This window comes from Streptomyces viridochromogenes DSM 40736 (assembly GCF_000158955.1).
Classification (GTDB): Bacteria; Actinomycetota; Actinomycetes; order Streptomycetales; family Streptomycetaceae; genus Streptomyces; species Streptomyces venetus.
Map to the genome: position 1 here is coordinate 1366162 of NZ_GG657757.1, position 25638 is coordinate 1391799.

At 71.9% G+C, this 25638-nt stretch carries 29 protein-coding genes and 1 pseudogene; 14 read left to right on the plus strand and 16 right to left on the minus strand.

All coding sequences use genetic code 11. The features are described 5' to 3' along the window. Window positions 1-31: 31 nt before the first annotated feature. On the minus strand, window positions 32-469 hold the full coding sequence (locus SSQG_RS05840; protein ID WP_003988795.1) for a DUF4442 domain-containing protein: 438 nt from the start codon (window positions 467-469) through the stop codon (window positions 32-34). 174 nt (window positions 470-643) lie between these two features. Between SSQG_RS05840 and SSQG_RS05845 the strand changes: the two genes are divergently transcribed. Together SSQG_RS05845 and SSQG_RS05850 are read left to right on the plus strand one after the other, a co-directional pair. Next, a complete protein-coding gene (locus SSQG_RS05845) occupies window positions 644-1660 on the plus strand; it encodes a membrane protein (RefSeq protein WP_039932016.1) in 1017 nt (338 codons plus the stop codon). A 79-nt stretch (window positions 1661-1739) separates the two neighbouring features. Continuing rightward, on the plus strand, window positions 1740-3047 hold the full coding sequence (locus tag SSQG_RS05850) for an MFS transporter (protein WP_039932018.1): 1308 nt from the start codon (window positions 1740-1742) through the stop codon (window positions 3045-3047). On the opposite strand, the gene SSQG_RS05855 is transcribed toward SSQG_RS05850, so the two are convergent. Together SSQG_RS05855 and tuf are read right to left on the minus strand one after the other, a co-directional pair. Further along, on the minus strand, window positions 3009-3854 hold the full coding sequence (locus SSQG_RS05855) for a spermidine synthase (protein WP_003988798.1): 846 nt from the start codon (window positions 3852-3854) through the stop codon (window positions 3009-3011). The genes SSQG_RS05850 and SSQG_RS05855 overlap by 39 nt on opposite strands. Window positions 3855-3967: 113 nt before the next feature. Continuing rightward, the gene (gene tuf, locus SSQG_RS05860; protein ID WP_003988799.1) at window positions 3968-5137 is read right to left on the minus strand and encodes an elongation factor Tu; all 1170 of its coding nucleotides are present in this window, start codon (window positions 5135-5137) and stop codon (window positions 3968-3970) included. Between the two features lie 330 nt (window positions 5138-5467). Between tuf and SSQG_RS05870 the strand changes: the two genes are divergently transcribed. Next, entirely contained in the window at window positions 5468-6259 is a 792-nt protein-coding gene (locus SSQG_RS05870) for a TVP38/TMEM64 family protein (protein WP_003988801.1), read from the plus strand. A 22-nt stretch (window positions 6260-6281) separates the two neighbouring features. Here the strand turns inward: SSQG_RS05870 and SSQG_RS05875 are convergent, their stop codons facing one another. Then, complete coding sequence (locus SSQG_RS05875; protein ID WP_003988802.1) at window positions 6282-7451, minus strand: thiolase family protein; 1170 nt, start codon at window positions 7449-7451, stop codon at window positions 6282-6284. Window positions 7452-7544: 93 nt separating this feature from the next. On the opposite strand from SSQG_RS05875, the gene SSQG_RS05880 reads away from it, so the two are divergent. The 3 genes and pseudogenes from SSQG_RS05880 to SSQG_RS38845 all read left to right on the plus strand — a co-directional run bounded on the left by SSQG_RS05880 (window position 7545) and on the right by SSQG_RS38845 (window position 9336). Beyond that, complete coding sequence (locus SSQG_RS05880; protein ID WP_003988803.1) at window positions 7545-8015, plus strand: winged helix-turn-helix transcriptional regulator; 471 nt, start codon at window positions 7545-7547, stop codon at window positions 8013-8015. Between the two features lie 166 nt (window positions 8016-8181). Next, window positions 8182-9058 (plus strand): annotated as a pseudogene (locus SSQG_RS05885) (undecaprenyl-diphosphate phosphatase). A gap of 98 nt (window positions 9059-9156) precedes the next feature. Beyond that, entirely contained in the window at window positions 9157-9336 is a 180-nt protein-coding gene (locus tag SSQG_RS38845) for a hypothetical protein (RefSeq protein ID WP_003988805.1), read from the plus strand. Here the strand turns inward: SSQG_RS38845 and SSQG_RS05890 are convergent. Next, window positions 9323-9958, minus strand: a complete 636-nt coding sequence (locus SSQG_RS05890) for a DUF4291 domain-containing protein (protein ID WP_003988806.1) — start codon at window positions 9956-9958, stop codon at window positions 9323-9325. The two genes, SSQG_RS38845 and SSQG_RS05890, sit on opposite strands and share 14 nt — an antisense overlap. A gap of 92 nt (window positions 9959-10050) precedes the next feature. On the opposite strand from SSQG_RS05890, the gene SSQG_RS05895 reads away from it, so the two are divergent. Both SSQG_RS05895 and lnt read left to right on the plus strand, forming a co-directional pair. Further along, a complete protein-coding gene (locus tag SSQG_RS05895; protein WP_003988807.1) occupies window positions 10051-10521 on the plus strand; it encodes a nuclear transport factor 2 family protein in 471 nt (156 codons plus the stop codon). Window positions 10522-10590: 69 nt separating this feature from the next. After that, on the plus strand, window positions 10591-12165 hold the full coding sequence (gene lnt / locus SSQG_RS05900; RefSeq protein ID WP_003988808.1) for an apolipoprotein N-acyltransferase: 1575 nt from the start codon (window positions 10591-10593) through the stop codon (window positions 12163-12165). Here lnt and SSQG_RS05905 read toward each other — a convergent pair. Together SSQG_RS05905 and SSQG_RS05910 are read right to left on the minus strand one after the other, a co-directional pair. Continuing rightward, window positions 12089-12994: a Gfo/Idh/MocA family protein gene (locus SSQG_RS05905; protein ID WP_003988809.1), complete on the minus strand. Its 906-nt coding sequence runs from the start codon at window positions 12992-12994 to the stop codon at window positions 12089-12091. The two genes, lnt and SSQG_RS05905, sit on opposite strands and share 77 nt — an antisense overlap. A 13-nt stretch (window positions 12995-13007) precedes the next feature. Next, window positions 13008-14192: an FAD-dependent monooxygenase gene (locus SSQG_RS05910; protein ID WP_003988810.1), complete on the minus strand. Its 1185-nt coding sequence runs from the start codon at window positions 14190-14192 to the stop codon at window positions 13008-13010. Window positions 14193-14293: 101 nt separating this feature from the next. Between SSQG_RS05910 and SSQG_RS05915 the strand changes: the two genes are divergently transcribed. From SSQG_RS05915 to SSQG_RS05925, 3 genes are all read left to right on the plus strand, one after another. Next, window positions 14294-14884, plus strand: a complete 591-nt coding sequence (locus SSQG_RS05915) for a TetR/AcrR family transcriptional regulator (protein WP_039932021.1) — start codon at window positions 14294-14296, stop codon at window positions 14882-14884. A 43-nt stretch (window positions 14885-14927) separates the two neighbouring features. Beyond that, window positions 14928-15440 (plus strand): DinB family protein, encoded by a 513-nt coding sequence (locus SSQG_RS05920; protein ID WP_003988812.1) that lies wholly within the window; start codon window positions 14928-14930, stop codon window positions 15438-15440. Between the two features lie 272 nt (window positions 15441-15712). Then, complete coding sequence (locus tag SSQG_RS05925) at window positions 15713-16066, plus strand: hypothetical protein (protein WP_338117245.1); 354 nt, start codon at window positions 15713-15715, stop codon at window positions 16064-16066. 10 nt (window positions 16067-16076) lie between these two features. Here SSQG_RS05925 and SSQG_RS05930 read toward each other — a convergent pair whose 3' ends face one another. From SSQG_RS05930 to fabG, 5 genes are all read right to left on the minus strand, one after another. After that, complete coding sequence (locus tag SSQG_RS05930) at window positions 16077-16589, minus strand: hypothetical protein (RefSeq protein ID WP_039934811.1); 513 nt, start codon at window positions 16587-16589, stop codon at window positions 16077-16079. Between the two features lie 113 nt (window positions 16590-16702). Continuing rightward, entirely contained in the window at window positions 16703-17386 is a 684-nt protein-coding gene (locus SSQG_RS05935; RefSeq protein ID WP_003988815.1) for a uracil-DNA glycosylase, read from the minus strand. Window positions 17387-17479: 93 nt separating this feature from the next. Next, window positions 17480-19060, minus strand: coding sequence for an ABC transporter substrate-binding protein (locus SSQG_RS05940; protein WP_039932023.1), 1581 nt, complete (start codon window positions 19058-19060; stop codon window positions 17480-17482). Window positions 19061-19258: 198 nt separating this feature from the next. Beyond that, window positions 19259-20017 carry an SDR family oxidoreductase gene (locus tag SSQG_RS05945; protein WP_003988817.1) on the minus strand — a complete coding sequence of 253 codons (759 nt, stop codon included), beginning with the start codon at window positions 20015-20017 and terminating at the stop codon, window positions 19259-19261. Between the two features lie 10 nt (window positions 20018-20027). Next, complete coding sequence (gene fabG / locus SSQG_RS05950; RefSeq protein WP_003988818.1) at window positions 20028-20789, minus strand: 3-oxoacyl-ACP reductase FabG; 762 nt, start codon at window positions 20787-20789, stop codon at window positions 20028-20030. A 263-nt stretch (window positions 20790-21052) separates the two neighbouring features. On the opposite strand from fabG, the gene SSQG_RS05955 reads away from it, so the two are divergent. Beyond that, a complete protein-coding gene (locus tag SSQG_RS05955) occupies window positions 21053-21523 on the plus strand; it encodes an excalibur calcium-binding protein (RefSeq protein WP_039932025.1) in 471 nt (156 codons plus the stop codon). Window positions 21524-21562: 39 nt separating this feature from the next. On the opposite strand, the gene SSQG_RS05960 is transcribed toward SSQG_RS05955, so the two are convergent. Then, window positions 21563-21976 (minus strand): DUF3037 domain-containing protein, encoded by a 414-nt coding sequence (locus SSQG_RS05960; protein WP_003988820.1) that lies wholly within the window; start codon window positions 21974-21976, stop codon window positions 21563-21565. Continuing rightward, window positions 21973-22728 carry a HipA family kinase gene (locus SSQG_RS05965; RefSeq protein WP_003988821.1) on the minus strand — a complete coding sequence of 252 codons (756 nt, stop codon included), beginning with the start codon at window positions 22726-22728 and terminating at the stop codon, window positions 21973-21975. The genes SSQG_RS05960 and SSQG_RS05965 overlap by 4 nt, the downstream gene beginning before the upstream one ends. A 203-nt stretch (window positions 22729-22931) precedes the next feature. Here SSQG_RS05965 and SSQG_RS05970 point away from each other — a divergent pair, with 203 nt between their 5' ends. Continuing rightward, window positions 22932-23435 carry a Rieske (2Fe-2S) protein gene (locus SSQG_RS05970; RefSeq protein WP_003988822.1) on the plus strand — a complete coding sequence of 168 codons (504 nt, stop codon included), beginning with the start codon at window positions 22932-22934 and terminating at the stop codon, window positions 23433-23435. Here SSQG_RS05970 and SSQG_RS05975 read toward each other — a convergent pair. Further along, entirely contained in the window at window positions 23422-24090 is a 669-nt protein-coding gene (locus SSQG_RS05975; RefSeq protein WP_003988823.1) for a cysteine hydrolase, read from the minus strand. The two genes, SSQG_RS05970 and SSQG_RS05975, sit on opposite strands and share 14 nt — an antisense overlap. Window positions 24091-24228: 138 nt before the next feature. Between SSQG_RS05975 and SSQG_RS05980 the strand changes: the two genes are divergently transcribed. Beyond that, the gene (locus tag SSQG_RS05980; RefSeq protein WP_003988824.1) at window positions 24229-24699 is read left to right on the plus strand and encodes a pyridoxamine 5'-phosphate oxidase family protein; all 471 of its coding nucleotides are present in this window, start codon (window positions 24229-24231) and stop codon (window positions 24697-24699) included. A gap of 4 nt (window positions 24700-24703) precedes the next feature. Here SSQG_RS05980 and SSQG_RS05985 read toward each other — a convergent pair whose 3' ends face one another. Continuing rightward, window positions 24704-25606 (minus strand): LysR family transcriptional regulator, encoded by a 903-nt coding sequence (locus tag SSQG_RS05985; protein ID WP_003988825.1) that lies wholly within the window; start codon window positions 25604-25606, stop codon window positions 24704-24706. Window positions 25607-25638: the final 32 nt, after the last annotated feature.

Sequence of the window (25638 nt, forward strand, 5' to 3'; positions counted from 1 at the left end):
CCCCGGCGGGCTTCCCGTGAGCGACGCGTTCTCAGCCGTTGGGCCGCAGCGTCCAGACGACGGTCATCTCGGCCGTCACCGCACCGTCCGCCCGCTGGACGGCGATCGCCACCGGGAACTCGGGACGCTCACCGGCGTCCAGTTCCGCGACGACCTCATCGGCCGGGCGGCCCAGCGTGGCGGTGGCGGTCACCGGCCCCATCGCCAGTTTCCGGTAGGCGATCTCGGCGCTGACGGCGAGCGGCACGGCCCGGGAGAGCTGGTCCCCGAACGCGGCCAGCACGATCGCTCCGCTCGCGGACTCCCCGAGCGTGAACATCGCGCCGGCGTGCGGCCCGCCCACGTGGTTGTGGTACTCGCTCTGGTCCGGCAGGGACACCACGGCCCGCTCCGGCGTGGTCTCGAGGAACTCGAGGTTCAGGGTCCGAACCATGGGCACCGTGGCGGCGAGCATCTCGCCGATGGACATCTGGTCTGCGCTCATGACCGCATGTTACTCACGAGTAGAGGTGACTGAACAGACGCTGTGACGGCCGCCGCATCGGTTCGCACAGCTTCCACACCGCTCTGTCTCCGGGTTGCTACGTCTCCGTCCACGCGCGGTGACCGAATCGTGTCCGGAGCGCGGCTAGGGTTGCTGCCCATGTGGCCAGGACAGCAGCCGCCCGGGGGCGAGCAGAACCCGCAAGCGAACAACCCGTACCAGCAGCCGGGGTACCAGCAGCCGAATCCGTATCAGCAGCCGGGCTACCAGCAGCCCAACCCCTATGGGCAGCAGCCCCAGTGGGGCGCGCCCGCGCCGGCCGGCGCACCGCAGCCCCCGCCGGGTGGTGGAGGCGGCAACCGGACGAAGCTGGTCGCGATCATCGCCGCCACGGCGGTGGTCGTCGCGGCCGGCGTCACCGGCTTCCTGGTGCTGGGCGGCGACGAGAGCGACACGGCTGACGGGAAGAACGACAAGAAGCCGGCACCGACCGCCTCCAAGAAGGCCTCCGACGAGCCGAGCGCCTCCGCCTCCGCCTCCGAGGACAATCCGCGCGGCGGTGAGGCGGAGAAGGCGACCATCCCGGGCTGGAAGGTCGTCGTCAACACGCGCTTCGGCACCGAGTTCGACGTCCCCGCCGACTGGGAGATCGAGACACCCGGTACGAGCGTGGGCTTCGAGTGGGAGAAGAAGGACGGTGAGCTGGACCGCACCACCGTCACCGCCCCCGCCTACCTGCAGTCCAAGTGGTGCACGAGCGACCCCGACAAGGACGGCCGCAAGGAGGACACCGCCCTGGTCACCGCCGGCACCCGCGGTGAGGACGGCGCGAAGACCACGGACGAGGCGGCCGAGACCCGCGTGCCGTGGTGGATCTTCGGCGGTTACACCCAGCCGGACAAGAAGAGCGTGAAGTACAGCAAGCCCAAGCCGTACACCACCAAGTCGGGCATCAAGGGCAGTGTCGCCACGGCACACTCGGAGAACACCCCCCAGAACGGGAAGTGCGACAGCGAAGGCAAGGCGATCACCTTCGCCTTCAAGAACGGCGCCGGGGACTTCGTCACCTGGAACCTGTTCGGCGCCAAGGGTGTCAAGGACGAGCTGTCCGAGGCGACCGTCCAGAAGATCCTGAGCACCGTGCGCCTCACCAAGGAGCCCCCCACGGGGAACTGACGGGCCGGGGGCCGTCACAATCCGCTTGGCCGTCACAATCCGTTTGGCAAGTCGGCCCGGCCCCGGCGATAGTCGGCCGGTGACGTCCCCCACCGCCTCCTCACGAGGCTCCCGCCGGCCCGCCTGGGCGGGCCGCAACTACTCCCTGCTGACCGCTGCCGCGGTCGTCACCAGCCTGGGCAGCCAGGGCGCCCTGGTCGCGGCGGCGTTCGCCGTGCTCGCGACGGGCGGCGACGGCGGCGACGTAGGTCTGGTCGCGGCGGCCCGGACGCTCCCGCTGGTGCTGTTCCTGCTGGTCGGCGGCGCGATCGCGGACCGGCTGCCCCGGCACCACGTGATGGTCGCGGCCAACGCTCTGAACTGCCTCTCGCAGGCCGTCTTCGCCGCTCTGGTGCTGACCGGCGACGCCCGGCTGTGGCAGATGATGCTGCTCGCCGCCCTGGGTGGCACGGGCCAGGCCTTCTTCGGCCCGGCCGCCGAGGGCATGCTGATGTCCTCGGTCGAAGGCGAGCAGGCGGGCCGGGCGTTCGCGGTGTTCCGGATGGCGATGCAGGGCGCGGCTCTGGGCGGTGCCGCGCTGGGCGGTGCCATGGTCGCCGTGATCGGGCCCGGCTGGGTGCTCGCGGCGGACGCGGCGGCCTTCGCCGTCGCCGGGCTGCTGCGGGCCTTCCTCGACGTCGGCCACATCCCGCCGCGCACGCCCGGCGGCGGGCTGCTCGCCGATCTGCGGGACGGCTGGCGGGAGTTCTCCGGCCGGCCCTGGCTGTGGGCCGTCGTCGTCCAGTTCTCCATCGCCAACGCGGTCGTCGCCGCAGCCGACGCCGTCTACGGCCCGCTCGTCGCCCGCGACCACCTCGGCGGCGCGGGCCCGTGGGGCCTCGCCCTGGGCGTGTTCGGGGCCGGCACGGTCGCCGGGGCCGTGCTCATGACCCGCTGGAAACCCCGCCGTCTACTCTTCGCCGGCACCCTCTGCGTCTTCCCCCTGGCCCTGCCCTCGGCCGCACTCGCCGTACCGGTGCCCGTCGGCGTCCTGTACGTGGTGATGTTCGTCGCCGGTGCGACGGTGGAGGTGTTCGGGGTGTCCTGGATGACGGCCCTGCACCAGGAGATTCCCGAGGACAAGCTCTCCCGCGTCTCCGCGTACGACTGGTTCGGCTCCGTCGCCCTGGTGCCGCTCGCCACGGCCGCGGCCGGCCCCGCGGAGGAGGCCTTCGGCCGCTCGGCGGCCCTGTGGGGCTGCGCCGGCCTGGTCGTCCTGGTCACGGCGGCGGCGCTGTGCGTGCCGGACGTACGCAACCTGAGGCGCACGACCACGCACGTCACCCGCGGCGGGGCCACCGGGAGCGAGTCAGCCGATGCCGAACGCCCCGTCGGGGGGCTCGGGTGACGGCACGGCGTCCTCGTCCCGCACCGCACGCGCGCCACCGATGAACTCCCGCAGCGCGGTGCCGTGTTCGACCCGGGCGGGAAAGGCGTCGGCGGCGGTGCGCCGGGCCAGGGCGGCGACGTCTACCGGTCGATGCCCGGCGACGAGCACCGCGTTCCCGAACCGCCGCCCCCGCAGCACCCCCGGCTCGGCGATCAGCGCGAGCTCCTCGAACACGGTGCCCAGCGTGGCGAGTTGCGACCGCAGAAAGGCGAAGGGCGCCGCGTCGGGCAGGTTCGCGAGGTAGACGCCGCCGTCCCGCAGCACCCGCGCGGCCTCACGGACGTACGCGACGGACGTGAGGTGCGCCGGCACCCGCGACCCGCCGAACACATCGGCCACGATGACGTCCGCCGAGTCCGAGGGACCGTTCTCCAGCCAGTCCCGGGCGTCCCCCGCATGCAGCGAGACGCGAGCCCCCTCCGGCAACGGCAGATGCCCGGCCACCAGTTCCAGCAGTCCGCGGTCGACCTCGACGACGTCCTGCCGGGACCCGGGCCGGGTCACGGCCACATACCGGGGCAGGGTCAACGCGCCCCCGCCGAGATGCAGCACGTCCAACGCGGCCCCCGGCTCCCCCACCACGTCCAGCACATGCCCGAGCCGCCGCGCGTACTCGAACTCCAGATGCGTCGGATCATCCAGATCGACATAGGACTGCGGCGCCCCGTCGACAGTCAGCAACCAGGCCCGTTCCCGATCGATGTCGGGCATCAGCTTGGCAAACCCGTGATCGACGGACCGGGCGACGGCGATGGCTTCCTTCACTCCTCCATTGTGCCGTTGCACAACGGGCCTCTCAGGGGGGCGGGGCCGTGCCGATGAGCGGCTCCGCCGCGTGGGCGCGACCAGCCGCAACGGCCCCGCAGCCCCCCACCACCTCAACCCACCACGGTCACGGTCCCCGCCCCCACAGTCCGCCCGCCCTCACGGATGGCGAACCCGAGCCCCGGCTCCAACGGCACCTCCCGCCCCAGCTCCACGGTCATGGCGACCGTGTCACCGGGCCGGGCCACCGCCACCTCACCGAGATCGACGACCCCCACCACATCCGCGGTCCGGATGTAGAACTGCGGCCGGTACCCACTGGAAACCGGCGTCGTACGCCCACCCTCACGCGCGGACAGCACGTACACCTGCGCGGAGAACCGCCGCCGCGGCTTCACACTCCCCGGCGCGGCCACCACATGCCCCCGCCGAACCGCGTCCCGCGGCACCCCCCGCAGCAGCAACGCCACGTTGTCCCCGGCCTGCGCCTCCTCCATCGGCTTGCCGAAGGTCTCGAGCCCGGTCACCACGGTCTCGACGCCCGCCCCGAGCACCTCCACCCGGTCACCGACGCGCACCACGCCCCGCTCCACCGCACCGGTCACCACGGTCCCCCGGCCGGTGATGGTCAGCACGTTCTCCACGGACAGCAGGAACGGCGCGTCCAGATACCGCTCCGGCATCGGCACATAGGTGTCCACCGCGTCGAGCAGCGCTTCGATCGAAGCCGTCCAGCGCGGGTCCCCCTCCAACGCCTTCAGTCCCGAGACGCGTACGACGGGTACGGAGTCACCGCCGTAGCCGTGCGCGGTGAGCAGGTCGCGGACCTCCAGCTCGACCAGGTCGGTCAGCTCCTCGTCGCCCGCGTCGGCCTTGTTGAGGGCGACGACGATGTGGTCGACGCCCACCTGCCGGGCGAGCAGCACGTGTTCGGCTGTCTGCGGCATGATCCCGTCGAGCGCGGAGACGACGAGGATCGCCCCGTCGAGCTGCGCGGCGCCGGTGACCATGTTCTTGACGTAGTCGGCATGGCCCGGCATGTCGACGTGGGCGTAGTGCCGGGTGTCGGTCTCGTACTCCACGTGCGCGATGTTGATGGTGATGCCGCGCGCCGCCTCCTCGGGCGCCCGGTCGATCCGGTCGAACGGCACGAACGCGCCGGTGCCGCGGTCGGCGAGGACCTTGGTGATGGCGGCCGTCAGGGTGGTCTTGCCGTGGTCGACATGACCCATGGTGCCGATGTTGAGATGCGGTTTCGTGCGGACGTAGGCCGTCTTGGACATGGCTGTACCTCGAAGCGTCTAGTCATGAAGTGGGACCCCGAGGACCTGCCCGACCCTCCCCTTGCGGGGTCCGCCGGACGAACCGGAGAGGGTCAGCTTCGGGCGCCGTCGGTGAAGGCGGTGAGATCGACGGCAGCCTTCGGGGCATCCGTGACGACGGATGCTGCGAGGGCGAAGGCGTGCCGGAACATGACATCGATCATTGCCGACGCTTTACCGCACGTCGAATGGTTTTCGGCTGCCTCGGCGCGGACTCTCGCACGGCCGGCTGTGACGCTCGTGAGACGATCCATACGGCGATCACACACATGTGTCGGTTAGTGTCACCGGATGCTCGATGCCACCACCCGCTCTGGGGGCACCGCCACGGCCTCTCCCCGGGCCACCGCCGCGGAGCTCGCCGTCGCCGTCCCCCCGGCAACGACCGCCTCGTCCGTCGCACCCACCGGTTTCGCCGCTCGTTGCGTGAGAGTTCTGCTGTCTCCGTGGTCGCGGCTCTCCCTGCTCGTCGCCCTGCTCGCCGCGGGTGCCTGCACGGTGCTGCTGTTCGAGCCGCAGCGGCTGCTGACGCAGGGCTGGCCGCCGCAGCTCGGCGGAGCGGCGGCGGCAGTGGTGTTCACGGTGGCGTACGGCGTGTGCACCGTGGCGTTCGTGCCGAGGCCGCTGCTGAACCTGGCGGCGGGCGCGCTGTTCGGTTCCCAGCTGGGGCTCGGCGTGTCCCTGGCGGGCACGGTGCTCGGTGCCGGGATCGCCTTCTGCCTCGGCCGGGCGCTGGGACAGGACGCCCTGCGGCCGCTGCTGCGCGGGCGCTGGCTGAAGGCCGTGGACGGCCAGTTCAGCCGGCACGGGTTCCGTTCGATGCTGGCTGTGCGGCTGTTCCCGGGTGTCCCGTTCTGGGCCGCGAACTACTGCGCCGCCGTCTCCCGCATGGGCCTGCTGCCGTTCCTGCTGGCGACGGGCCTCGGCTCGATCCCGAACACCGCCGCGTACGTCGTCGCCGGAGCCCGCGCCTCGGCCCCGACCTCGCCGGCCTTCCTGATCGCGATGGCGTGCATCGCGCTGCCCGCGCTGGCAGGCGTGGTGATCGCCTGGCGCAAGCGGCACCGCCTGCGCCAGCTCTGACGAACCGTTACGCCTGCCCTGCTCACACCCGCTCGAGCACCATGGCGTTGGCGAGCCCGCCCGCCTCGCACATGGTCTGGAGCGCGTACCGGGCGCCCCGTTCCCGCATCGCGTGCACCAGCGTCGTCGTCAGCCGGGTGCCGCTCGCGCCGAGCGGGTGGCCGAGTGCGATGGCGCCGCCGTGCACGTTGACCCGGGCGAGATCGGCGCCGGTCTCCTGCTGCCAGGCGAGCACGACGCTGGAGAACGCCTCATTGACCTCGAAGAGGTCGATGTCGTCGAGGGTCAGTGATGCCCTGCGCAGCACCTTCTCGGTCGCGGGGACGACCCCCGTCAGCATCAGCAGCGGGTCCGAGCCGGTGACGGCGAAGCTGTGCAGCCGCGCGAGCGGGCGCAGACCGAGCCGGGCCGCCGTCTCGCTCGACGTGATGAGCACCGCCGCGGCACCGTCATTGACCGGGCTGGCGTTGCCCGCCGTGACGTTCCACTCGATCTGCGGGAACCGGTCGGCGAAGCCGGGGTCGTGGTAGGCGGGTTTGAGCCCGGCGAGGATCTCGGTGGTGCTGCCCGGCCGTACGCACTCGTCGCGTGTGACGCCCTCCAGCGGCGTGACCTCGGCGTCGAAGAGCCTGTTCTCCCAGGCCGCGGCGGCCTTCCGGTGCGAGGAGACGGCGAAGGCGTCCATCTGTTCCCGGGAGATCGACCACTTGGCGGCGATCAGCTCGGCACTGATGCCCTGCGGGACGAGTCCCTCGGGGTAGCGCTCCGCGACCCCGGGTCCGAAGGGGTCCTTGCCGGCGGGCACGTTCGACCACATCGGCACCCGGCTCATCGACTCGACCCCGCAGGCCACGACGAGGTCGTACGCGCCCGAGAGGACGCCCTGGGCGGCGAAGTGCACGGCCTGCTGGGAGGAGCCGCACTGGCGGTCCACCGTGGTGGCGGGGACGGTTTCCGGCAGGCCGGCCGAGAGGACGGCGTAGCGGGTGGTGTTCATGGCCTGCTCGCCGACCTGGTCGACGGTGCCGCCGATGACGTCGTCGATCAGTGCCGGGTCGACACCGGAGCGCTCGACGAGGGTGCGCAGGGTGTGGGCGAGAAGCTCGACCGGGTGGACGTGGGCGAGGGCGCCGTTCGGCTTGCCCTTGCCGATCGGGGTGCGTACGGCTTCGACGATCACTGCGTCACGCATGTGCGGGCCTCCGCGGCTACCAGTGAGTAGGAAATCCGAACTCACCGTAGCCCGCTGAGTTGGAAAATCCAACCCTCTCCTAGACTGGCCTCCATGGCCGCCACCAAGGACCCGCGCCCCTGCTCCATCGCCGACACCCTGGCGCTCGTCGGCGAGAAGTACTCCCTGCTCGTACTGCGGGAGGTGTGCCTCGGCAACGGCCGTTTCGATCAGCTGGTGCGCAACATCGGCGCACCGCGCGACATCCTCGCCACCCGGCTGCGCCGGCTCGTCGACGCCGGGATCCTGGACAGGCAGCCCTACAGCGAGCGTCCGCAGCGCTTCGAGTACCGGCCCACCCGTGCCGGACTGGAACTGGAGCCGGTGCTGATGACCCTGATGGCGTGGGGCGACCGTCATCTGCGGTCGGTCGGCGACCGGCCCATGGTCCTCGACCACTCCTGCGGCCAGGTGCTCGCACCGGTCGTCACCTGCGGGGCCTGCGGGGACGAGGTGCGCCACGAGGACCTCACGGCCCGCCCCCAGGCACCCGGCTGGTCGGTGACCGGGCCCACGGCGGCCTGAGCAGGGCCCGTCGTGCGTACGAGCGGCTTCCAAACCCCTGTGTCCGAGCGGTCACCCGGGGGCGCTACGCTTCCCCCTCGGCACATCTGATTCCCCGCTCATCACACTCGGCGGTCGGGCGTGCCCGTCGTCCGTTCCACGATCGGCACTTGGATTCCGCTACCTCATGTCTTGGTTCGAATCACTCATCCTCGGACTCGTCCAGGGGCTGACCGAGTTCCTCCCCGTCTCCTCCAGCGCGCACCTGCGGCTGACGGCGGCCTTCTCGGGCTGGGAGGACCCTGGCGCGGCCTTCACGGCGATCACGCAGATCGGCACGGAGGCCGCCGTGCTGATCTACTTCCGCAGGGACATCGGGCGGATCCTGTCGGCGTGGACCCGTTCACTCACGAACAAAGGAGCTGCGCGGCGACCCCGACGCGCGGATGGGCTGGCTCGTCATCGTCGGCTCGATCCCGATCGGTGTGCTCGGCGTGACGCTCAAGGACCAGATCGAGGGACCGTTCCGCGACCTGCGGATCACCGCGGCCATGCTGATCGGCATGGGCATCGTCCTGGGCGTCGCCGACCGGCTCGCGGCCCGCGACGAGAAGGGCGGCCGGCACCGCGCGCCCAAGCAGCGCAAGGCCCTGGAGGACCTGGGCGTACGGGACGGCCTGATCTACGGCGCCTGCCAGGCCATGGCGCTCATCCCGGGCGTCTCCCGCTCCGGCGCCACCATCAGCGGCGGCCTGTTCATGGGCTACACGCGCGAGGCCGCGGCCCGCTACTCCTTCCTGCTCGCCATCCCCGCGGTGCTCGCCTCCGGCGTCTTCGAGCTGAAGGACGCGACGGAGGGCGGCCACGTCTCGTGGGGGCCCACGATCTTCGCGACGATCGTCGCGTTCGTGGTGGGTTACATGGTGATCGCCTGGTTCATGAAGTTCATCACCACCAAGAGCTTCATGCCGTTCGTGTGGTACCGGATCGCGCTCGGCATCCTCATCATCGTCCTGGTCACGATGGGCGTGCTGAGCCCGCACGCGGCCGAGTCGGCGGGCTGACGACGGCGCCCTGTGATCCGGCTCTCGTGACCAACCGCATATCGATCGGGTAGCCGTCCAGTAGCGGGCTGTCAGTGGCTGCCCCTAGGCTGGTCCGCATGTCCCCCGATTCCGTGACCCCTGGTTCCGTGCGTTCCGCTGTCGAGGTCAACGAGGAGATCCGCGCGCTGTGGCGGCGCACGGGCGGCACCCTGTCGGCCGAGGAGCGCGCGGAGTACGAGCTGCTCGTCGTCGAGTGGGCCGCCGCGATCCGCAGCGGGGTCGTCAAGGCAGCCTGACCGCACCTGCCCCGGCGCCCCGGGCGCCCAGCCGCGCCAGCACCTCGTCGTCGACGTGGAACGGCCGCTCTTCGGGCAACAGCCCGGCGGCCGCGTCGAGTTCGCCCGCCCGCACCAGCGCATGAACCTCCGTGGCCAGCGGCGTGACGTCCTCGATCCCCACGATCCACTCGTCCGCGTACCGCGCCGCCGCCTCCCCCGCGAGCCCCAGCTGAAGCGACCGGTACGGCAGGGGTGCGAGCCGCAGATCCCGCTCCGGATCCCACTGCACCCGCGCGGGTGCCCGCCTCAACTGCCGCTTCCAGTCGGCCTGTTCACCGTGCAGGGCGGGGACGTGGTGGGACAGACAGGCGTTGCGCAGCGCCCAGAGGAAACCGTCCCGGCTGATCTCGACCGCCAGGACCGTCTCCTGGCCCTCCTTCGTGCCCCAGCCGCAGCGGTACATCATCCACAGGAAGGACGGCTTGATCCATGTCATGCGGTCCCGCTTCCAGGCCGCCGGGAAGCGGCCGTCGCGGGCGGCGGGGCCGCCGATCTCCGGGCGGTAGGCCTGGTAGACGGTGATCGTGGACTCGGTGTGGCGGGCGCGGACACGGAATCGCGGTTCGTTTCGATCGTTCACGGAGGACAGGCTGGGCCCCGGGGGCGCCCGGCGGCCACCGAATATCACGCACGGCTCTTGGCTCGGCACCTGACATGCCCAACACTGAGCCGATGACGCAGCGCGTGGAGCTCGCCACCGTAAGAGACCGGCTGGCCGTCGACGGGGTGATCACCGACTACGCGGTCGCCGTCGACGACGGGGACTGGGAGGCGTACCGGGACCTGTTCGTCCCGCAGGGGCGGGCGGACTACCGCTCGGCCGGCGGCATCGAGGGAGAGGCCTCGGCGGTCGCCGCGTGGCTCGCCGAGAGCCTGGGGCTGTTCCCGATGCGGCAGCATCTGATCGTCAACCGGCGCGTGCGGTTCGGCGTCTGGGAGCAGGACACCGGCGACACGGCCCGGGTCCAGGCCGACTACGTCAACCCCATGGCCACGTCGGGGCCCGCGCCCGACTTCATGTGCGGCGGCCGGTACGCCTTCGCGCTGCTGCGCACGGACGACGGCTGGCGACTGAGCGAGGTGGTCGTACGGGAGAAGTGGCGGCGCCTTCCCGGGCGGCACTCGGCACCTGTGGTCAACTGACCCGGCGTCCTCTGTCCTAGATCGTCGGCAGGGCGCACACTGGAGGCACCCGCGGGGTAGGAGGCGCCTATGAAGACGCTCGGCCACTGGCTCGCCTCTCCCCGGCGCCGCTCGGCCGCCGCGGCGGTCGCGGGCGCCCTGCCCGTCCTTGCCTTTCCCGCTCCGTCCCTGTGGTGGTGCGCCTACATCGCCCTGGTCCCCTGGCTCCTGCTGCTGCGCACCGCGCCGACCGGAAAACGGGCGGCCGTCGAGGGCTGGTGGGGCGGCTTCGGCTTCATGCTGGCCATGCACCACTGGCTGCTGCCGAGCCTGCACGTGTTCACGTTCGTCATCGCCGCCCTGCTGGGCGCCCTGTGGGCCCCGTGGGGCTGGCTGGTGCGCCGCCTGCTCGCGGGCGTCCCCTCGACGGCCCAGGTCGCGGGCGCGCTGCTGGTGGTGCCGTCCGGGTGGCTGGGCATCGAGCTGATCCGGTCCTGGCAGGGCCTCGGCGGGCCCTGGGGCATGATCGGCTCCAGTCAGTGGCAGGTCGAGCCGGCGCTGCGGCTGGCCTCGGTCGGCGGGGTGTGGCTGCTCAGTCTGCTGGTCGTCGCCGTCAACGTCGCGGTGACCGTGCTCGTGGCGGTCCAGCAGGCCCGCGTGCCCGCCGTGGCCGGCATCGTCGCCACGGCGGCGGCCACGTCGGCCGCCTGGACCCTCGCACCCCGCCCCGCCGTCGACGGCCACCTCCGGATCGCCGTCGTCCAGCCGGGCGTCATCGACGGCCCGGGCGGCGCCGACCGCCGGCTCGCCCGCGAGGAACAGCTCACCCGCCGCCTCGCCGGCCAGGACGTCGACCTGGTCGTCTGGGGCGAGAGCAGCGTCGGTTTCGACCTCGGGGACCGGCCCGACCTCGCCCGGCGGCTCGCGGACCTGTCCCGTGCGACGGGCGCGGACATCCTGGTCAACGTGGACGCCCGGCGCTCCGACGTGCCCGGCATCTACAAGAGCTCGATCCTGGTCGGCCCGGACGGTCTGACCGGCCAGCGCTACGACAAGATGCGGCTCGTCCCCTTCGGCGAGTACATCCCGGCCCGCTCCATGCTCGGCTGGGCCACCTCCGTCGGCAAGGCGGCGGGCGAGGACCGCAGGCACGGCTCACAACCGGTCGTGATGAACGTGGGGGACCGGCTGCGCGTCGGCCCGATGGTGTGCTTCGAGACGGCGTTCCCCGACATGACCCGCCACCTCACCCGGGAAGGCGTCGACGTGCTGATCGGCCAGTCGTCGACGTCCACGTTCCAGCACAGCTGGGCCCCCGAGCAGCACGCCTCCCTCGCCGCCCTGCGGGCCGCCGAGACCGGCCGCCCCATGGTGCATTCGACGCTCACCGGTGTCTCCGCCGTCTACGGCCCGAGCGGGCAGCGGGTCGGCTCGTGGCTCGGCACGGACGCCTCAGCCACGCAGATCTACGCGGTCCCCCTCGCCCACGGCACCACGCCCTACGTCCGCCTGGGCGACTGGGCCGTCCACGCGGCCGTCCTGATCCTCCTCGTCTGGGCCGCGGGCGAGGGCGTACGGACGCTGCGGCTCAGGCGGTCCGCTCCTGAACCGCGCGAAGCACCCGCTCGCACAGTTCATGGGTCTCCAGCGCGTCCCGGGCGCTGAGCACCTTGCCCGCCCGCACCGCGTCCAGGAAGGCCAGCACGGCCTGTTCGATCCCGCGCTGCCGGGCCACCGGCACCCAGTCCCCGCGCCGTCGCACGGTCGGCTGGCCCTTGTGGTCGACGACCTCGGCGAGGTTGATCACCTGCCGCTTGGTGTCCTGCCCGGACACCTCCAGGATCTCCTCGGCCGAACCGCTGAGCCGGTTCATCACGCCGAGCGCGGTGAAGCCGTCCCCGGCGAGCTGGAGCACCAGGTGGTGCAGCAGGCCGTCGCGGACCCGGGCGCGCACGGTCACGTCGTCGACCGGCCCGGGCACCAGGAACCGCAGGGTGTCGACGACGTGGATGAAGTCGTCGAGGATCATCGTGCGCGGCTCCTCCGGCAGCCCGACGCGGTTCTTCTGCATCAGGATCAGCTCGCGCGGATGGTCGGCGCACTGCGTGTAGCCGGGGGCGTGCCGCCGGTTGAAGCCGACGGCGAGGCTCACGTCCCGCTCCTCGGCGAGTTCCACCAGCCGGACGGAGTCGTCGAGCGCGTAGGCGAGCGGTTTGTCGACGTACGTCGGTACGCCCGCCTCCAGCAACCGCGTCACGATCTCCGGGTGCGCGATCGTGGGGGCGTGCACGAAGGCGGCGTCGAGGTCCGCCGCGAGCAGGGAGTCGAGGATGGTGTGCCGCCGCTCCCCGGGGACGTGCAGGCCGTCGGCGACCCGGGCGAGCGTGGCGGGCGTACGGGTCTGAAGGTGCAGCTCGATGCCGGGCTGGAAGGCGAGAACCGGCAGGTAGGCCTTCTGCGCGATGTCGCCGAGTCCGATGCAGCCGACCTTCACGGGGTGTTCTCCTCTAACGGTTTCCTGCCGGGGCCTGCCCGGAAGCATACGGGTGCTGCGGGGGCCTCCAGTCGGCGATGCCGTCGAAGCCGCGCAGGAACAGGGCGGGCCCGGCCTTCGACAGCGCGGCCACGGCGTTGTCGCGTACGACGGTCCCCGCACGGCTCGTCATGAGGTTGAGGCGGGCCACCTTCACGGCCTGGCGTGCGACGGCGGTCGTGCGGGGCAGCCGGGCCGCGGTGTAGGCGGGGAGGTCGTCGCAGTGGTGGGCGAGGACGACCGCGTCCTCGATGGCCTGGTTGCCGCCCTGGCCGAGCGTCGGCGGCATGGCATGCGCGGCGTCGCCGACCAGGGCGACCCGGCCGTGGTGGTGGGCGGGCAGGGGTTCGGCGAGGTGATGGACGTCGTGGCGCAGGACGTCCTCGGGGCGGGCGGCGGCGAGCACGGCGGGGATCGGGTCGTGCCAGTGGCCGAAGCGGCGCAGCAGTTCGGCCCTCTCGTCGTCGGGCGCGCTGCCGCCGGCGGGTGTCACGGCGGCGGCGTAGGCGTAGACGCGGCCGTCCTTGAGCGGGTGGGTGCCCCAGATGTGGCCCCTGCCCCAGGTCTCGTGGGAGGCGAACTCGGCTCCGGGGACGGGGATCACGACCCGCCAGGTGGTGAACCCGCAGTAGACGGCCCCGGGGTGGCCGGGGAAGAGCGCGCGGCGCACCGCGGACCGGACTCCGTCGGCGGCCACCACCAGGTCGGCTTCCAGCTCGCCGTCCGCGGTGGCGACGCGGGCCGGCCGGTCGGTGTCGCCGCGGTCGGTGAGGGTCGCGGCGTCGGCGGTGCGTACGGTGCCGGGCGGGAGCTGTGCGGCCAGGTGCTCGATGAGCGTGGCGCGGTGCAGCAGCACGAGCGGGCCGCCGAAGCGTTCCGCGGCGGCGTCGGCGGAGGAACGCGCGAGCCACCGCCCCCTCGGTGTGCGCAGCCCGCCGTCCCCCGACCAGGCCGCGAGCTCGCGGATGGTGTCGCCGAGGCCGATGACGTCCAGCGCCCGCAGCGCGTTGGGAGCGAGCGAGATGGCCGCGCCCACCGGCCGCAGTGAGCGGGCCCGCTCCAGCACGGTGACGTGCCGGCCGCGCCGGTGCAGGGCGGCGGCCGCGGTCAGACCTGCGATGCCGCCGCCGATCACGACGATCCGCTCGGACCGTGCCATGGCTCCTCCTCGGACCAGGGGAATGAACGTGCTGCGTAACTACACCTGTAGTTACCTCTCGACGTTACTACACCCGTAGTGACACCGGTAGCGTGAGCGCCATGTCCGTACGCGCCGCCGGCCCCTCCCGCTCCGACCTCGTCGCCGACGCGGCCCTCTCCCTGCTCGCCGAACGCGGGATGCGGGGCCTCACGCACCGCGCGGTCGACGAGGCGGCCGGTCTCCCCCAGGGCTCCACGTCCAACCTCGCGCGGACCCGGCAGGCTCTGCTGGAGCTGGCGGTGCGGCGTCTGGCCGACCGCGAGGCACGGGTGCTGGCGCTGCACGAGATGCCCGACCCCCGGTCCGGCACCGACTCCCTCGCCGACGCGCTGGCCCTGGCCACCCACCGCGCCCTGACGAGCAACCGCGCCCTCACGCTCGCCCGCTACGAACTGGCCCTGGAGGCGACGCGCCGCCCCGAGCTCCGGGCCTGTTTCGACGCGACGGGCGCCCGCTTCCGGGACCAGCTCGCCGCCCTGGTCACCGGGATGGGCTCCACGGATCCCGCCCGGCACACGCTGTCGCTGATCGCCTGGGCGGACGGGCTGATGTTCAGCTGTGTGGCGGGATCGTTCGGCGCCGAGGTGCCGAGCCTCGCTCAGGTGCGGGCCGGGCTGCGGGAACTGCTGGCCGGGATGACCGCGGCCTGAAAAAACCGTGGTGCCGCACGGAGTGTTGGGAAAAGATGCGGCCATGACGACCGAACGCCGTATGCCTGCCCCGACCGCCGACGAACGCACCATGCTGGAAGGGTGGTTGGAGTTCCACCGGCAGACCCTCGCCTGGAAGTGCGAGGGTCTGAGCGACGAGCAGCTCCGGTCCGCCTCGGCGGAGCCCTCCGAGCTGTCCCTGATGGGGCTGGTGCGGCACATGGCGGACGTGGAGCGGAACTGGTTCCGCCGCGTCCTGGCCAACGAGGACGCGGCCCCGCTCTACTTCAGCGACGAGGACCTCGACGGCGAGTTCCATCTGACCGAGGCGGACACCTACCGGGAGGCCCACGCCACCTGGCAGGCCGAGATCGAGGCGGCCCGGCGCAACGCGGCCCGCTTCGGCCTGGACGACCTCACCGAGGGCAAGCACCGCCGCACCGGCGAGCGGTTCAACCTGCGATGGCTCTACACCCACATGATCGAGGAGTACGCGCGGCACAACGGCCACGCCGACCTGATCCGCGAGCGCATCGACGGCTCGACCGGCGACTGACGTCACCCCGCGGCACGGCGACCACCTCCGTACGGGGCGCGAGATCACCCGTGCGGGGCATCCTCCGCCCGTTCGCCGCCCCACGGAGGGCCGGACGCAGCAGAGTGGCGCGGGTGCATCGAACGACGACCACCGCGACGCTCCTGGTGACCGTGGCTGTCTCGGCCCTGTCCGGTTGTATGACGGTCCAGCGTCCCTCCGTTCCCGGCCCCCCGACGGCACCGTCCGGGCCGTCGGCACCGGGGCCGGAGGGGCAGTCGGAGACCCAGGTCGTGCAGGCACCGGCCCGAGAGGCCCTCGAACTCATCGAGACGTCCCGCCGCCCGGAGCCGACCGCGTCCGAGGCCCGCCCGGCCGCCCCCGCGGCGGCCTCGCCCGAGCGGACCGTGCCGTCCGGCAACCGTGACCCTCACCCGCGCCCCGTGCGCCCGGAGCCGCGCGAGCCGAACCGGCGGAGCCCGCAGCGGCAGCATGCCGATGTCCCCGACGTCTCGGGTCCGGTACGGCGGAACGTCCAGCAGAACGTTCCGAACACGCCGGACGTCTGTGCGCTGGGCAGGCGCTACGGGGGGTGGCCGGCGGACAGCCCGCAGGCGACCATCTGCCGCGACGCCTACGGACGTTGACTCCCCTGGATCAGGGCCGCTGCCGCGGCGGCGTCCACGCCTCTCCGCCACCCTCACCCAGCCGCGACTCCCACCGCCGGATGGCGGCTCGCACGCCCTGTCCGTAGCCGTCGTCGGCGAGGTCGGCGGCGGCGCTCCTGGCCCGCCGCAGATGGGTGCGGGCGGCATCGCGCTGACCGAGTCCGGCGTAGTCGGCGGCCAGACTCAGGTGCAGGGAGGGGTAGAACGCGCGTACCGCGAGCGCCCCTTCCCGGGCGGCGGGGCCGTCCCTCGCGATCTCCTCCGCGGCCGTCAACGCGCGCAGGTCCCAGGCCAGTTCGTCCGCGGGATCGTCCTGCGTGTCGGCCAGGTAGTGGGCGAGGGTGCAGCGGTACAGCGGGTCGCCGTGCTCCCCGACCTCCGCCCACAGGTCCAGCAAGCGCCGCCGGGCCTCCTCCCGGTCTCCCGCGTGGTGCAGGATCACGACCTGCCCGATCCGCGTCAGCACGGCATCCGCCGCCGCCTGCCCCTGCCGCTCCGCCACCACGCCCTCCGCACGCTCGACCGCTGTCTCCTCCCGACGCTAGCCGCAGACCGGGAGGATCCAGCTCAGGCCGCTCCGTACGCCGTCGGCCACGCGGCGGTCAGCCGTCGGCCTCAGCCCAGGTTCGGAATGGTCCAGTCGATCGGCTCATGCCCCTGCGCCGCCACCGCCGCGTCGATCTGCGTGAACGGCCGGGAGCCGAAGAACTTCTTCGCGGACAGGGGCGAGGGGTGCGCGCCCTTGACCACCACATGCCGGGTCTCGTCGATCAGCGGGAGCTTCTTCTGCGCGTAGTTGCCCCACAGCACGAACACCGCCGGGTCGGGCCGGTCGGCCACCGCGCGGATGACCGCGTCGGTGAACTTCTCCCAGCCCCGGCCCTTGTGCGAGTTGGCCTCGCCGCCGCGGACCGTGAGCACCGCGTTGAGCAGCAGCACGCCCTGCTGGGCCCACGGCATGAGATAGCCGTTGTCCGGAATGGGAGTGCCCAGCTCCTCGTGCATCTCCTTGTAGATGTTCCGCAGGGACGGCGGGATCCGCACACCGGGCCGGACCGAGAAGCACAGCCCGTGCCCCTGCCCCTCGCCGTGGTACGGGTCCTGACCGAGGATCAGGACCTTCACCTTCTCGTACGGCGTGGCGTCCAGCGCGGCGAAGACCTCCTCACGCGGCGGGTGGACGGGGCCCTTCGCCCGCTCCTCCTCGACGAACTCCGTCAGCTCGTTGAAGTAGGGCTGCTGCAGCTCGTCACCCAGAACCCCGCGCCAGGACTCGGGCAGCATGGCGGTGTCGGTCACGTCAACGTCCTCACGATGTGCGGTCACTTCCAGGCCTCAGAACCTACCGGCGACCACTGACAACGTGCCCGGGAAGCCCCGAGTGCGCCCGGGCTACCAGGCGGTCTTGCGGTGCAGCTCCCACATCATCATGATCGTCGACGGGTCCAGGGCCCGCTCGGCGCCCGAGACGTCCCGGCTCGCCGCCACGTACTGCCTGCCCTGCCACAGCGGCAGCAGCCGCGCGTCGTCGACGAGGATCTGCTGGGCCTCCTCGAACTCCTTCACCACGTTCGCGCGGTCGCTCTCGCGGCGCGACCGGGGCAGCAGGTCGCCGGTGATCTCGGGCGCCGGGTAGGGCGTGCCGAGGGCGTTCTGCTCGCCGACGAACGGTGCGATGAAGTTCTCGGCGTCCGGGAAGTCGGGGAACCAGCCCCGTCCGAACACCGGGTACTCGCCCTTGCGGTAGCCCTCGACGTAGGTCTTCCAGGGGCGGCTCTTGAGGGTGATCGTGAACAGGCCCGACCCCTCGAGCTGGCGCTTCAGCTCCTTGAACTCCGCGGCGGTCTCGGAGCCGTACCGGTCGCTCGTGTACCAGAGGGTGAGCGGGACCGTCCGGTTGATGCCCGCGCCGGTGAGGGTCTTGCGGGCCTTGGCGACGTCGGGGTCGCCGTAGTCGTCGAAGAAGCCCGTGGTGTGGCCGGTGAGGCCCTTGGGGACCATGGAGTACAGCGGGTCGACGGTGTCCTTGTAGACCTTGTGGGCGATCGCCGCCCGGTCCACGACCTGCGCGATGGCCTGGCGCACGGCCTTGCGGTTGGCCCAGGGGTCCTTCGGGTTGAACACCAGGTAGTTGATGTCGGTGCCCGTGCCCTCGACGAGCTGGATCTCCTCCTCCTTGGCGCCCTGCAGCTCGACGACGTCCCCGGCGGCCAGACCGCGGTAGGTCACGTCGATCTGCTTGTCCCGCAGGGCCTTGACCATGGCGCCGGAGTCCTGGAAGTAGCGGATGGTGACCGCGTCGTTCTGGCGCTTCGCGAAGCCCTTGTAGGCGTCGTTGCGCACGAGGACGGCTTCCTTGCCGTCACTGTACGAGTCGAGGCTGTACGGCCCGGAACCGACGGCGTCGTCGCCCTTGCGCAGGGCGTCCTTCGGATACTCCTCCGGGGCGACGATCGACATGGCGGGGGTGGCGAGCACGAACGGGAAGGTGGCGTCGGGCTTGTTGAGGTGGAAGATCACCTCGCGGTCGTTCGACGCCTGGACCCGCTCCAGGCTGCCCAGCAGACCGGCGGGGCCGCCGTTGACGTTGATCTTGCGGATCCGGTCGAAGGAGTACTTCACCGCCTGGGCGTCGAGCGCTTCCCCGTTGGAGAACTTCAGGCCCTCGCGCAGCTCGCAGCGGTACACCTGGTTCGAGGAGTCGCTGAAGCCGCACTGCTCGGCGGCGTCCGGCTGCGGCTCGCTCGTACCGGTCGGATAGCTCAGGAGCGTCTGGTAGATGTTGCGGAACAGCTCCCATGAACTGTCCCAGGAGGCCGCGGGGTCCAACGTGCTGGGAGCACTGGTGGTGCCCACCACGATCGGCCCTTCGTCCTCCGGGGTGTCGGACGACAGCACGCCGCACCCGGCGAGCAGGGTCGATATGGACGCGATGGCCGCTACCCGCCGCAGGCATCGGTTCCGCTTGAACACGCGCACGCTCCTCGATCTGCCATACCAAGGGTCGGCAGACCATACCGCAGTGCCGCGCCCGCTGACTCTCCCCCGGGCATGACTCCTTGATCAGTAAACCTATGACGACGTTGTCATCGCCCTTGGGGACACCATTACGCCGGCACGGGCGCCGCTCGCGTCAAGGGGCGCCCGTGCCGAACCGCGTACGTGCTGCCGTCAGCCCGTGCCCGCGTTGAGGAAGATGCCGCCGTCCACGACGAGCGTCTGGCCGGTGACCCAGTCGGACTGCGCGGAGGTGAGGAACGCGGCCGCGCCGCCGATGTCCGAGGGCACGCCGAGCCGGCCCAGCGGGTAGGCCGCGGCGGCCTCCTCCTCCCGGCCCTCGTACAGGGCCTGGGCGAACTTGGTCTTCACGACGGCCGGGGCAATGGCGTTGACCCGCACCTTGGGCGCGTACTCGCGCGCGAGCTGCACCGTCAGGTTGATCATGGCGGCCTTGCTGATGCCGTAGGCGCCGATGAAGGGCGAGGGCGACAGGCCCGCGACGGAGGCGATGTTGACGATGGCGCCGCCGTTGTCCTTCTGCCAGGCGTGCCAGGTCTTCTGGGCGAAGCCCAGTGCGGAGACGACATTGGTCTCGAAGACCTTGCGCGCGACGTTCAGGTCGAGGTCCGCGATCGGCCCGAACACCGGGTTGGTACCGGCGTTGTTGACCAGGTGATCGAGGCGGCCGAAGGCCTCCATCGTGCGCTCGACGGCGAGGGCCTGGTGGTCCTCGTCGTGCGCCTTGCCGGCGACGTAGATCGCGCGGTCGGCGCCGAGCTGCTCGACGGCCTCCTTGAGGGCGTCCTCGTTGCGGCCGGTGATGCACACGCGGTCACCACGCGCCACGAGCGCCTCGGCGACGCCGTAGCCGATGCCGCGGCTGGCGCCCGTGACGAGGGCGACCTTGCCGGAGAGTTCCACGGAAGTCATGTCTGGTCCCCTAGTCGAGCGGTCCGCCGGCCACGTACAGCACCTGGCCGGAGACGAACCCGGCCGCCTCGCCCGTGAAGAAGGCGATGGCGTTGGCGATGTCGTCCGGCTCGCCGACCCGGGCCACCGGGATCTGGGTGGCGGCGGCGGCCTTGAAGTCCTCGAAGCCCATGCCGACGCGGTCGGCGGTGGCCTTGGTCATCTCGGTGGCGATGAAGCCGGGGGCGACGGCGTTGGCGGTGACGCCGAACTTGCCGAGCTCCTTGGCCAGGGTCTTGGTGAAGCCCTGGAGGCCCGCCTTGGCGGCCGAGTAGTTGACCTGCCCGCGGTTGCCGAGCGCCGAGGACGACGAGAGGTTGACGATCCGCCCGAATCCGGCGTCGACCATGTGCTTCTGACAGGCCTTGGACATCAGGAAGGCGCCGCGCAGATGCACGTTCATGACGGTGTCCCAGTCGGAGACGCTCATCTTGAACAGCAGGTTGTCGCGCAGCACGCCCGCGTTGTTGACCAGGATCGTCGGCGCGCCGAGCTCCTCGGCGATCCGCGCGACGGCCGCTTCGACCTGCGCCTCGTCCGAGACGTCGCAGCCGACCGCGACGGCCTTGCCGCCGGCGGCGGTGATCTTCTCGACGGTGTCCTTGCACGCCGCCTCGTCGAGGTCGAGCACGGCGACAGCGCGGCCCTCGGCGGCCAGGCGTACGGCGGTGGCGGCGCCGATCCCGCGCGCCGCGCCGGTGACGACGGCTACCCGCTGCTCAGTGGTGGACATGGCTGCTTCTCCTCAGGTGAGCGACCGCTTAGTACCTTCAGTGGGTGTGACGCTAGAAGCCCTGGCACGCGGTGTCAACGGCCGGGCCCGGCATGTGATCCATTACCCGGGCCCACGAGGCCCAGCGGACCACACTCGTCCCCCACCCGGCCCTGATCGGCCGCCCCGGCCACCCGATCAGCGCACGACCGCCGCGCCCGCGCACCTTTCCCCGCCTAGCGTCGAAGCGCGAGCCACTCGTGGCCGGAAAAGGGAGAGACTCCATGCGCCGTCGCACCGGTGCCATCGGCATGCTGTTCGCGATCGCCGCGATCATGCCGCTGGCCGAGCCCGCTCACGCCCGAACCGATCGGGACTGCCGTGACTTCGCGTTCCAGGAGGACGCGCAGGCCGTTCTCGACGCGGATCCGAGCGATCCCGACAGACTCGACGAGGACCAGGGCCGCGGGGACGGCATCGCGTGTGAGGCGCTGCCCCACCGCGGCGCGGGCATCATCTCCCCCACGCACATGCCCACCCCCACCGTCAGCCCGTCGGTCTCCGTCAGCCCGTCCGCCTCCGCCACCGTCACACCCACCACCGCTCCGTCCCGCGGTGTGCGCGGCGGACTGGGCGGCGCCGTGGCCTCCGGGCCGAGCGACTGGGACGTGGCCATCGGGCTGACCTTCGCCGTGAGCGCCCTGCTCACGGCCGGCTTCTTCCTGAGGCGACGTCTGAGGTCACGTCTGCGGTGACCTCGGGGGCGCGGCCCGACCGTGCCCCCGACCGGTCCGTCATCGCACCAGCAGGTCCAGCAGCCGTTCCGTCTCCGCCGCCGGATCGGTCGTCAGGCCGGTGTGCACGGGGCCGGGCTGGACGATCGTCGAGCGGGGGGCGACGAGCCAGCGGAAGCGGCGGCCGGGGTCGTCGCCCGCTGCCTGGCCGGCCGCCGTGCCGCCCGCGCAGACCCCTTCCACGGCCCGCAGGGCGGCGTGGATGCCCGCCACGTCCGCCTGGGGGTCGAGGGCCAGCAGGCGGGCCTCGTCGAGGTGCGTGCGGGCGCCGACGTAGGACTCGGCGCGGCAGTAGACGAGCACCCCCGCGTTGATGCACTCGCCGCGCTCGACGCGCGGCACGACGCGCAGGACCGCGTACTCGTAGACCTGGCGGTCCCGCGTCCCGCCCCTGATGATGTGCCGGTCGCTCACTTGATCCCCTGGATGCGCTCGTGGATGGCGGCGGCCCGGGCGAGCAGCGGCCGCGCGTAGGCCCGCCGCAGGTCGTCGGGTGTGGCGAAACCGGGCTCGCCGGTCAGCCAGGCGTCCGGGACGCGGGCCGTGACCTCGGCGAGCAGTTCCTCGGTGACCAGAGGCGCCAACTCGGCCGCGGCGGCGGCCACGTCGGGCCCGAAGGGCGCCAGGGCATGGTCGGAGGCGTCGTACGGTCGGGCCGCGGAGGTTTCCGCGCCGGGCCAGTTGTGGTGCCAGATCATGGTCGCGCCGTGGTCGACGAGCCACAACTCGCCCCGCCACATCAGCAGGTTGGGGTTGCGCCAGGACCGGTCGACGTTGTTGACCACCGCGTCGAACCAGACGATCCGCCCGGCCTCCTCGGGGCCGACCGGGAACGCGAGCGCGTCGAAGCCGAGCGCGCCGGAGAGGAAGTCCATGCCGAGGTTGGTGCCGCCGCTGGACCTGAGCAGGCTCTGCACCTCCTGGTCGGGCTCGGAGAGCCCCAGCTCCGGGTCGAGCTCGACCGTGACCAGCCGCGGCACCCGCAGCCCGAGCCGGCGGGCGAGCTCCCCGCACACCACCTCGGCGACGAGCGTCTTGCGGCCCTGTCCCGCGCCGGTGAACTTCAGGACGTAGGTCCCGAAGTCGTCGGCCTCGACGAGCCCCGGCAGCGAACCGCCCTCCCGCAGGGGGGCGATGAAACGGGTCGCGATCACTTCCTTGAGCATCGCCCCAGGTTACTGACGCGGTGGCCCGGCCGCCGCCGCCGGCGTCGCGACGGCGGCCGGGAAACCGACAGCGAACCGACAGCGAGGTTTTATGCGCAGCTGCTCCCGGCCGGGCCAGGATTTCGACACCGTCTGAACAGGCGGTCCGCCGGGCCCGTACCTCCCGGCAGATCATCGCAAGCCTCCCGAAGGGAAATGTCCGTATGACCAGCGCTTCGCTCCAGCCCGCATCGGGACCGGCCCGTCGTACCGTCGTGGCGGCGGCCGGAGCGGCGGGCCTCGCCGCCGCGCTGACCGCGTGCGGAGGCTCGGACGACAGCTCGTCCGGCTCCGTCGACTCCTCCGGCTCGTCCGGCACCGCCCAGGGCGACCAGGGGTCGGGCAGCACCCCGTCGAGCGGTGGGGGCGGTGCCGCGGCCGGCGGCGCGCTCGCGTCGACCGCCGACATCCCCGAGGGCGGCGGCAAGGTCTTCGCCGACCAGAAGGTGGTCGTCACCCAGCCGGCCGCGGGCGAGTTCAAGGCGTTCTCGGCCACCTGCACCCACCAGGGATGCGCGGTGAAGAGCATCGCCGACGGCGTCATCAACTGTCCCTGCCACAACAGCAACTTCTCGATCACCGACGGCAGCGTGAAGAGCGGTCCCGCGAAGAAGCCGTTGCCGGAGATGAAGATCACCGTCGACGGCGACTCGATCAAGCTCGCCTGAGCTCGCCCCGGAGCGGCGCGTCCCGGGGACGCGTGAGACACGCCAGCACCTCGTCCGTGGTCGCGACCGTGGCGACCAACGCGAGGGTGTGGCGGATCATCGCGGGGGTGTACTCGGCGGGCACCCCCGCGACGGCGTCCGCCGGGACGACGGCGGTGTAACCGCGGTTCACGGCGTCGAACACGGCGTTGGGGACCGCCACGTTGGCCGAGACCCCGGTGACGATCAGCGTGCGGCAGCCGAGGTTGCGCAGCAGCGGGTCGACCTCCGTGCCCTGGAGCGGCGACAGCCCGTGCAGGCGCCGGACGACGAGGTCCTCCTCGGCGACCTCGATCGGCGCCGCGACACGCACCGCGCGCGTGCCGGTCAGCTGCCGGACGGGCAGCCGTTCGGCGGCGCGGAAGAGCGTTGCGTTGCGGCTGGCTCCGCGGCCGTCGGGGCGGCGTTCGGCGATGGCGTGGACGACCTGGACACCGCCCGCGTGGGCGGCGGCGACCAGGCGGGCGACGTTGGCGAGCACTCCGCCGGAGCGGGCCGCCTCGGCGAGTTCGGGCAGCGCGCTGTCGGCTCCGACCACGCCTTCCTGGCATTCGACGGTGAGCAGCACGGTGGTGGGCGGATCGAGGAGTTCACTGAGCTCTGCGTACGAGGGCACGGTTCCCCCTGGGCGCCGGCGGCGGGTCGGGCGAGCGTAGCCACCGTTGCGCCCGGAAGGAAGAGACAGCATTCTTTTTCTGACGTGATGTCAGAGGATCTCCTCTGGCACGACGTGGGAGAAAGAAAGAGGGGGAGCATGACCGTCACGCAGCAGCGCCGGGGCCGGAAGATCATGATGACGCCCGGTGAGCTGGACGATTTCCTCACCACGCAGCGCACCTGCCGGGTCGCCACGATCTCGGCCGACGGCGCCCCGCACGTGAGCACGCTGTGGTTCGCCTGGGACGGCAGGTCGATGTGGCTGTACTCGGTCGTGCGCAGCAAGCGGTGGACCGACCTGCGGCGCGACCCGCGCGTGGCCATCGTGGTCGACACCGGTGAGGAGTACGACGAGCTGCGCGGCGCCGAGCTGTCCGGGACCGTCGAGTTCGTGGGCGAGATACCGCGCATCGGCGAACTGCGCGCCGAACTCGACGTCCCGGAGATGCTGTTCGCCCGGAAGAACTTCCACCTGGAGGAGATGCCGCACGACGGCCGGCACGCCTGGCTGCGCCTGACCCCCGAGAAGGTCGTCTCCTGGGACTTCCGCAAGCTGGCCGGACAGTAGCGCCTCAGTCGAGGCTCTCGCCCGCAGCCTGGAGGGCCCGCACCGCCGCCCGGATCGACGGGCGGCGGTCGGCGTCCGCACGCCAGACGACGTACACATGCCGCCGCACCCGCTGACCGACGGGGACCGTCACGACCCCGTCCGGCACGGGACGGCGGCCGAGCACAGGGGCGATGCACACACCGAGGCCCGCGGCGACCAGCGCGAGCTGGGTGTGGGTCTCGGCGGCGCGGTGGCCGACGATCGGTTCGATGCCCCGGGAGCGGAGCGTGAACATCAGCCACTCGTGGCAGAACTCCCCGTCGCCCCAGGTGATCCACTCGTCGTCGGCGAACTCGCCGAGGTCCACCTCGTCGCGCCCCGCGAGCCGGTGGTCCGCCGGCATGGCGACATCGGCGGGGTCGTCCAGGATCGGCGCCTTGACCAGGCCGTCGGGCAGCGCCATCGGCTTGTTGTACCAGTCGAGCACCACGGCGAGGTCCAGATCACCGCGCACCACACCGGCGATGGCCTGCTCCGGCTCCAGCTCGCTTGAGCGCAGCCGCAGCGCGGGATGTTCCCGGCGCAGCGCGGACAGCGCGAGCGGGAAGAGCCCGCGAGCCGCGGTCGGGAACGCCGACAGTCTGAGTTCGCCGACGACCTGCCCGCGCTGCGCCTCCAGGTCGGACTGGGCGAGCTCCACCTGGGACAGGATGCGCGCGGCATGCTCGGCGAGCAGCCGGCCGGCGTCGGTGAGCCGCACACCCCGGCCGTTCTTGGCGAGGAGTTGCTGGCCGACCTCGCGCTCCAGCTTGGACATCTGCTGGGAGACCGCGGACGTCGTGATGTGCAGGCCCTCGGCCGCGCCGCTGACCGAGCCGTGCCGGGCGAGGGCGTCGAGGGTGCGCAGGCGCTCCAGGTTCAACATGTAAGCAATACTACGCAGTATCGGGTGCGAAA

What these genes read in the sequence shown, in the direction of transcription:
- SSQG_RS05840 (WP_003988795.1), bottom strand. Translation starts at nt 469, where the DNA reads ATGTCCATCGGCGAGATGCTCGCCGCCACGGTGCCCATGGTTCGGACC.
- SSQG_RS05845 (WP_039932016.1), top strand. Translation starts at nt 644, where the DNA reads ATGTGGCCAGGACAGCAGCCGCCCGGGGGCGAGCAGAACCCGCAAGCG.
- tuf (WP_003988799.1), bottom strand. Translation starts at nt 5,137, where the DNA reads ATGTCCAAGACGGCCTACGTCCGCACGAAACCGCATCTCAACATCGGC.
- SSQG_RS05870 (WP_003988801.1), top strand. Translation starts at nt 5,468, where the DNA reads ATGCTCGATGCCACCACCCGCTCTGGGGGCACCGCCACGGCCTCTCCC.
- SSQG_RS05875 (WP_003988802.1), bottom strand. Translation starts at nt 7,451, where the DNA reads ATGCGTGACGCAGTGATCGTCGAAGCCGTACGCACCCCGATCGGCAAG.
- SSQG_RS05880 (WP_003988803.1), top strand. Translation starts at nt 7,545, where the DNA reads ATGGCCGCCACCAAGGACCCGCGCCCCTGCTCCATCGCCGACACCCTG.
- SSQG_RS38845 (WP_003988805.1), top strand. Translation starts at nt 9,157, where the DNA reads ATGTCCCCCGATTCCGTGACCCCTGGTTCCGTGCGTTCCGCTGTCGAG.
- SSQG_RS05895 (WP_003988807.1), top strand. Translation starts at nt 10,051, where the DNA reads ATGACGCAGCGCGTGGAGCTCGCCACCGTAAGAGACCGGCTGGCCGTC.
- lnt (WP_003988808.1), top strand. Translation starts at nt 10,591, where the DNA reads ATGAAGACGCTCGGCCACTGGCTCGCCTCTCCCCGGCGCCGCTCGGCC.
- SSQG_RS05910 (WP_003988810.1), bottom strand. Translation starts at nt 14,192, where the DNA reads ATGGCACGGTCCGAGCGGATCGTCGTGATCGGCGGCGGCATCGCAGGT.
- SSQG_RS05915 (WP_039932021.1), top strand. Translation starts at nt 14,294, where the DNA reads ATGTCCGTACGCGCCGCCGGCCCCTCCCGCTCCGACCTCGTCGCCGAC.
- SSQG_RS05920 (WP_003988812.1), top strand. Translation starts at nt 14,928, where the DNA reads ATGACGACCGAACGCCGTATGCCTGCCCCGACCGCCGACGAACGCACC.
- SSQG_RS05945 (WP_003988817.1), bottom strand. Translation starts at nt 20,017, where the DNA reads ATGACTTCCGTGGAACTCTCCGGCAAGGTCGCCCTCGTCACGGGCGCC.
- fabG (WP_003988818.1), bottom strand. Translation starts at nt 20,789, where the DNA reads ATGTCCACCACTGAGCAGCGGGTAGCCGTCGTCACCGGCGCGGCGCGC.
- SSQG_RS05955 (WP_039932025.1), top strand. Translation starts at nt 21,053, where the DNA reads ATGCGCCGTCGCACCGGTGCCATCGGCATGCTGTTCGCGATCGCCGCG.
- SSQG_RS05965 (WP_003988821.1), bottom strand. Translation starts at nt 22,728, where the DNA reads ATGCTCAAGGAAGTGATCGCGACCCGTTTCATCGCCCCCCTGCGGGAG.
- SSQG_RS05970 (WP_003988822.1), top strand. Translation starts at nt 22,932, where the DNA reads ATGACCAGCGCTTCGCTCCAGCCCGCATCGGGACCGGCCCGTCGTACC.
- SSQG_RS05980 (WP_003988824.1), top strand. Translation starts at nt 24,229, where the DNA reads ATGACCGTCACGCAGCAGCGCCGGGGCCGGAAGATCATGATGACGCCC.
- SSQG_RS05985 (WP_003988825.1), bottom strand. Translation starts at nt 25,606, where the DNA reads ATGTTGAACCTGGAGCGCCTGCGCACCCTCGACGCCCTCGCCCGGCAC.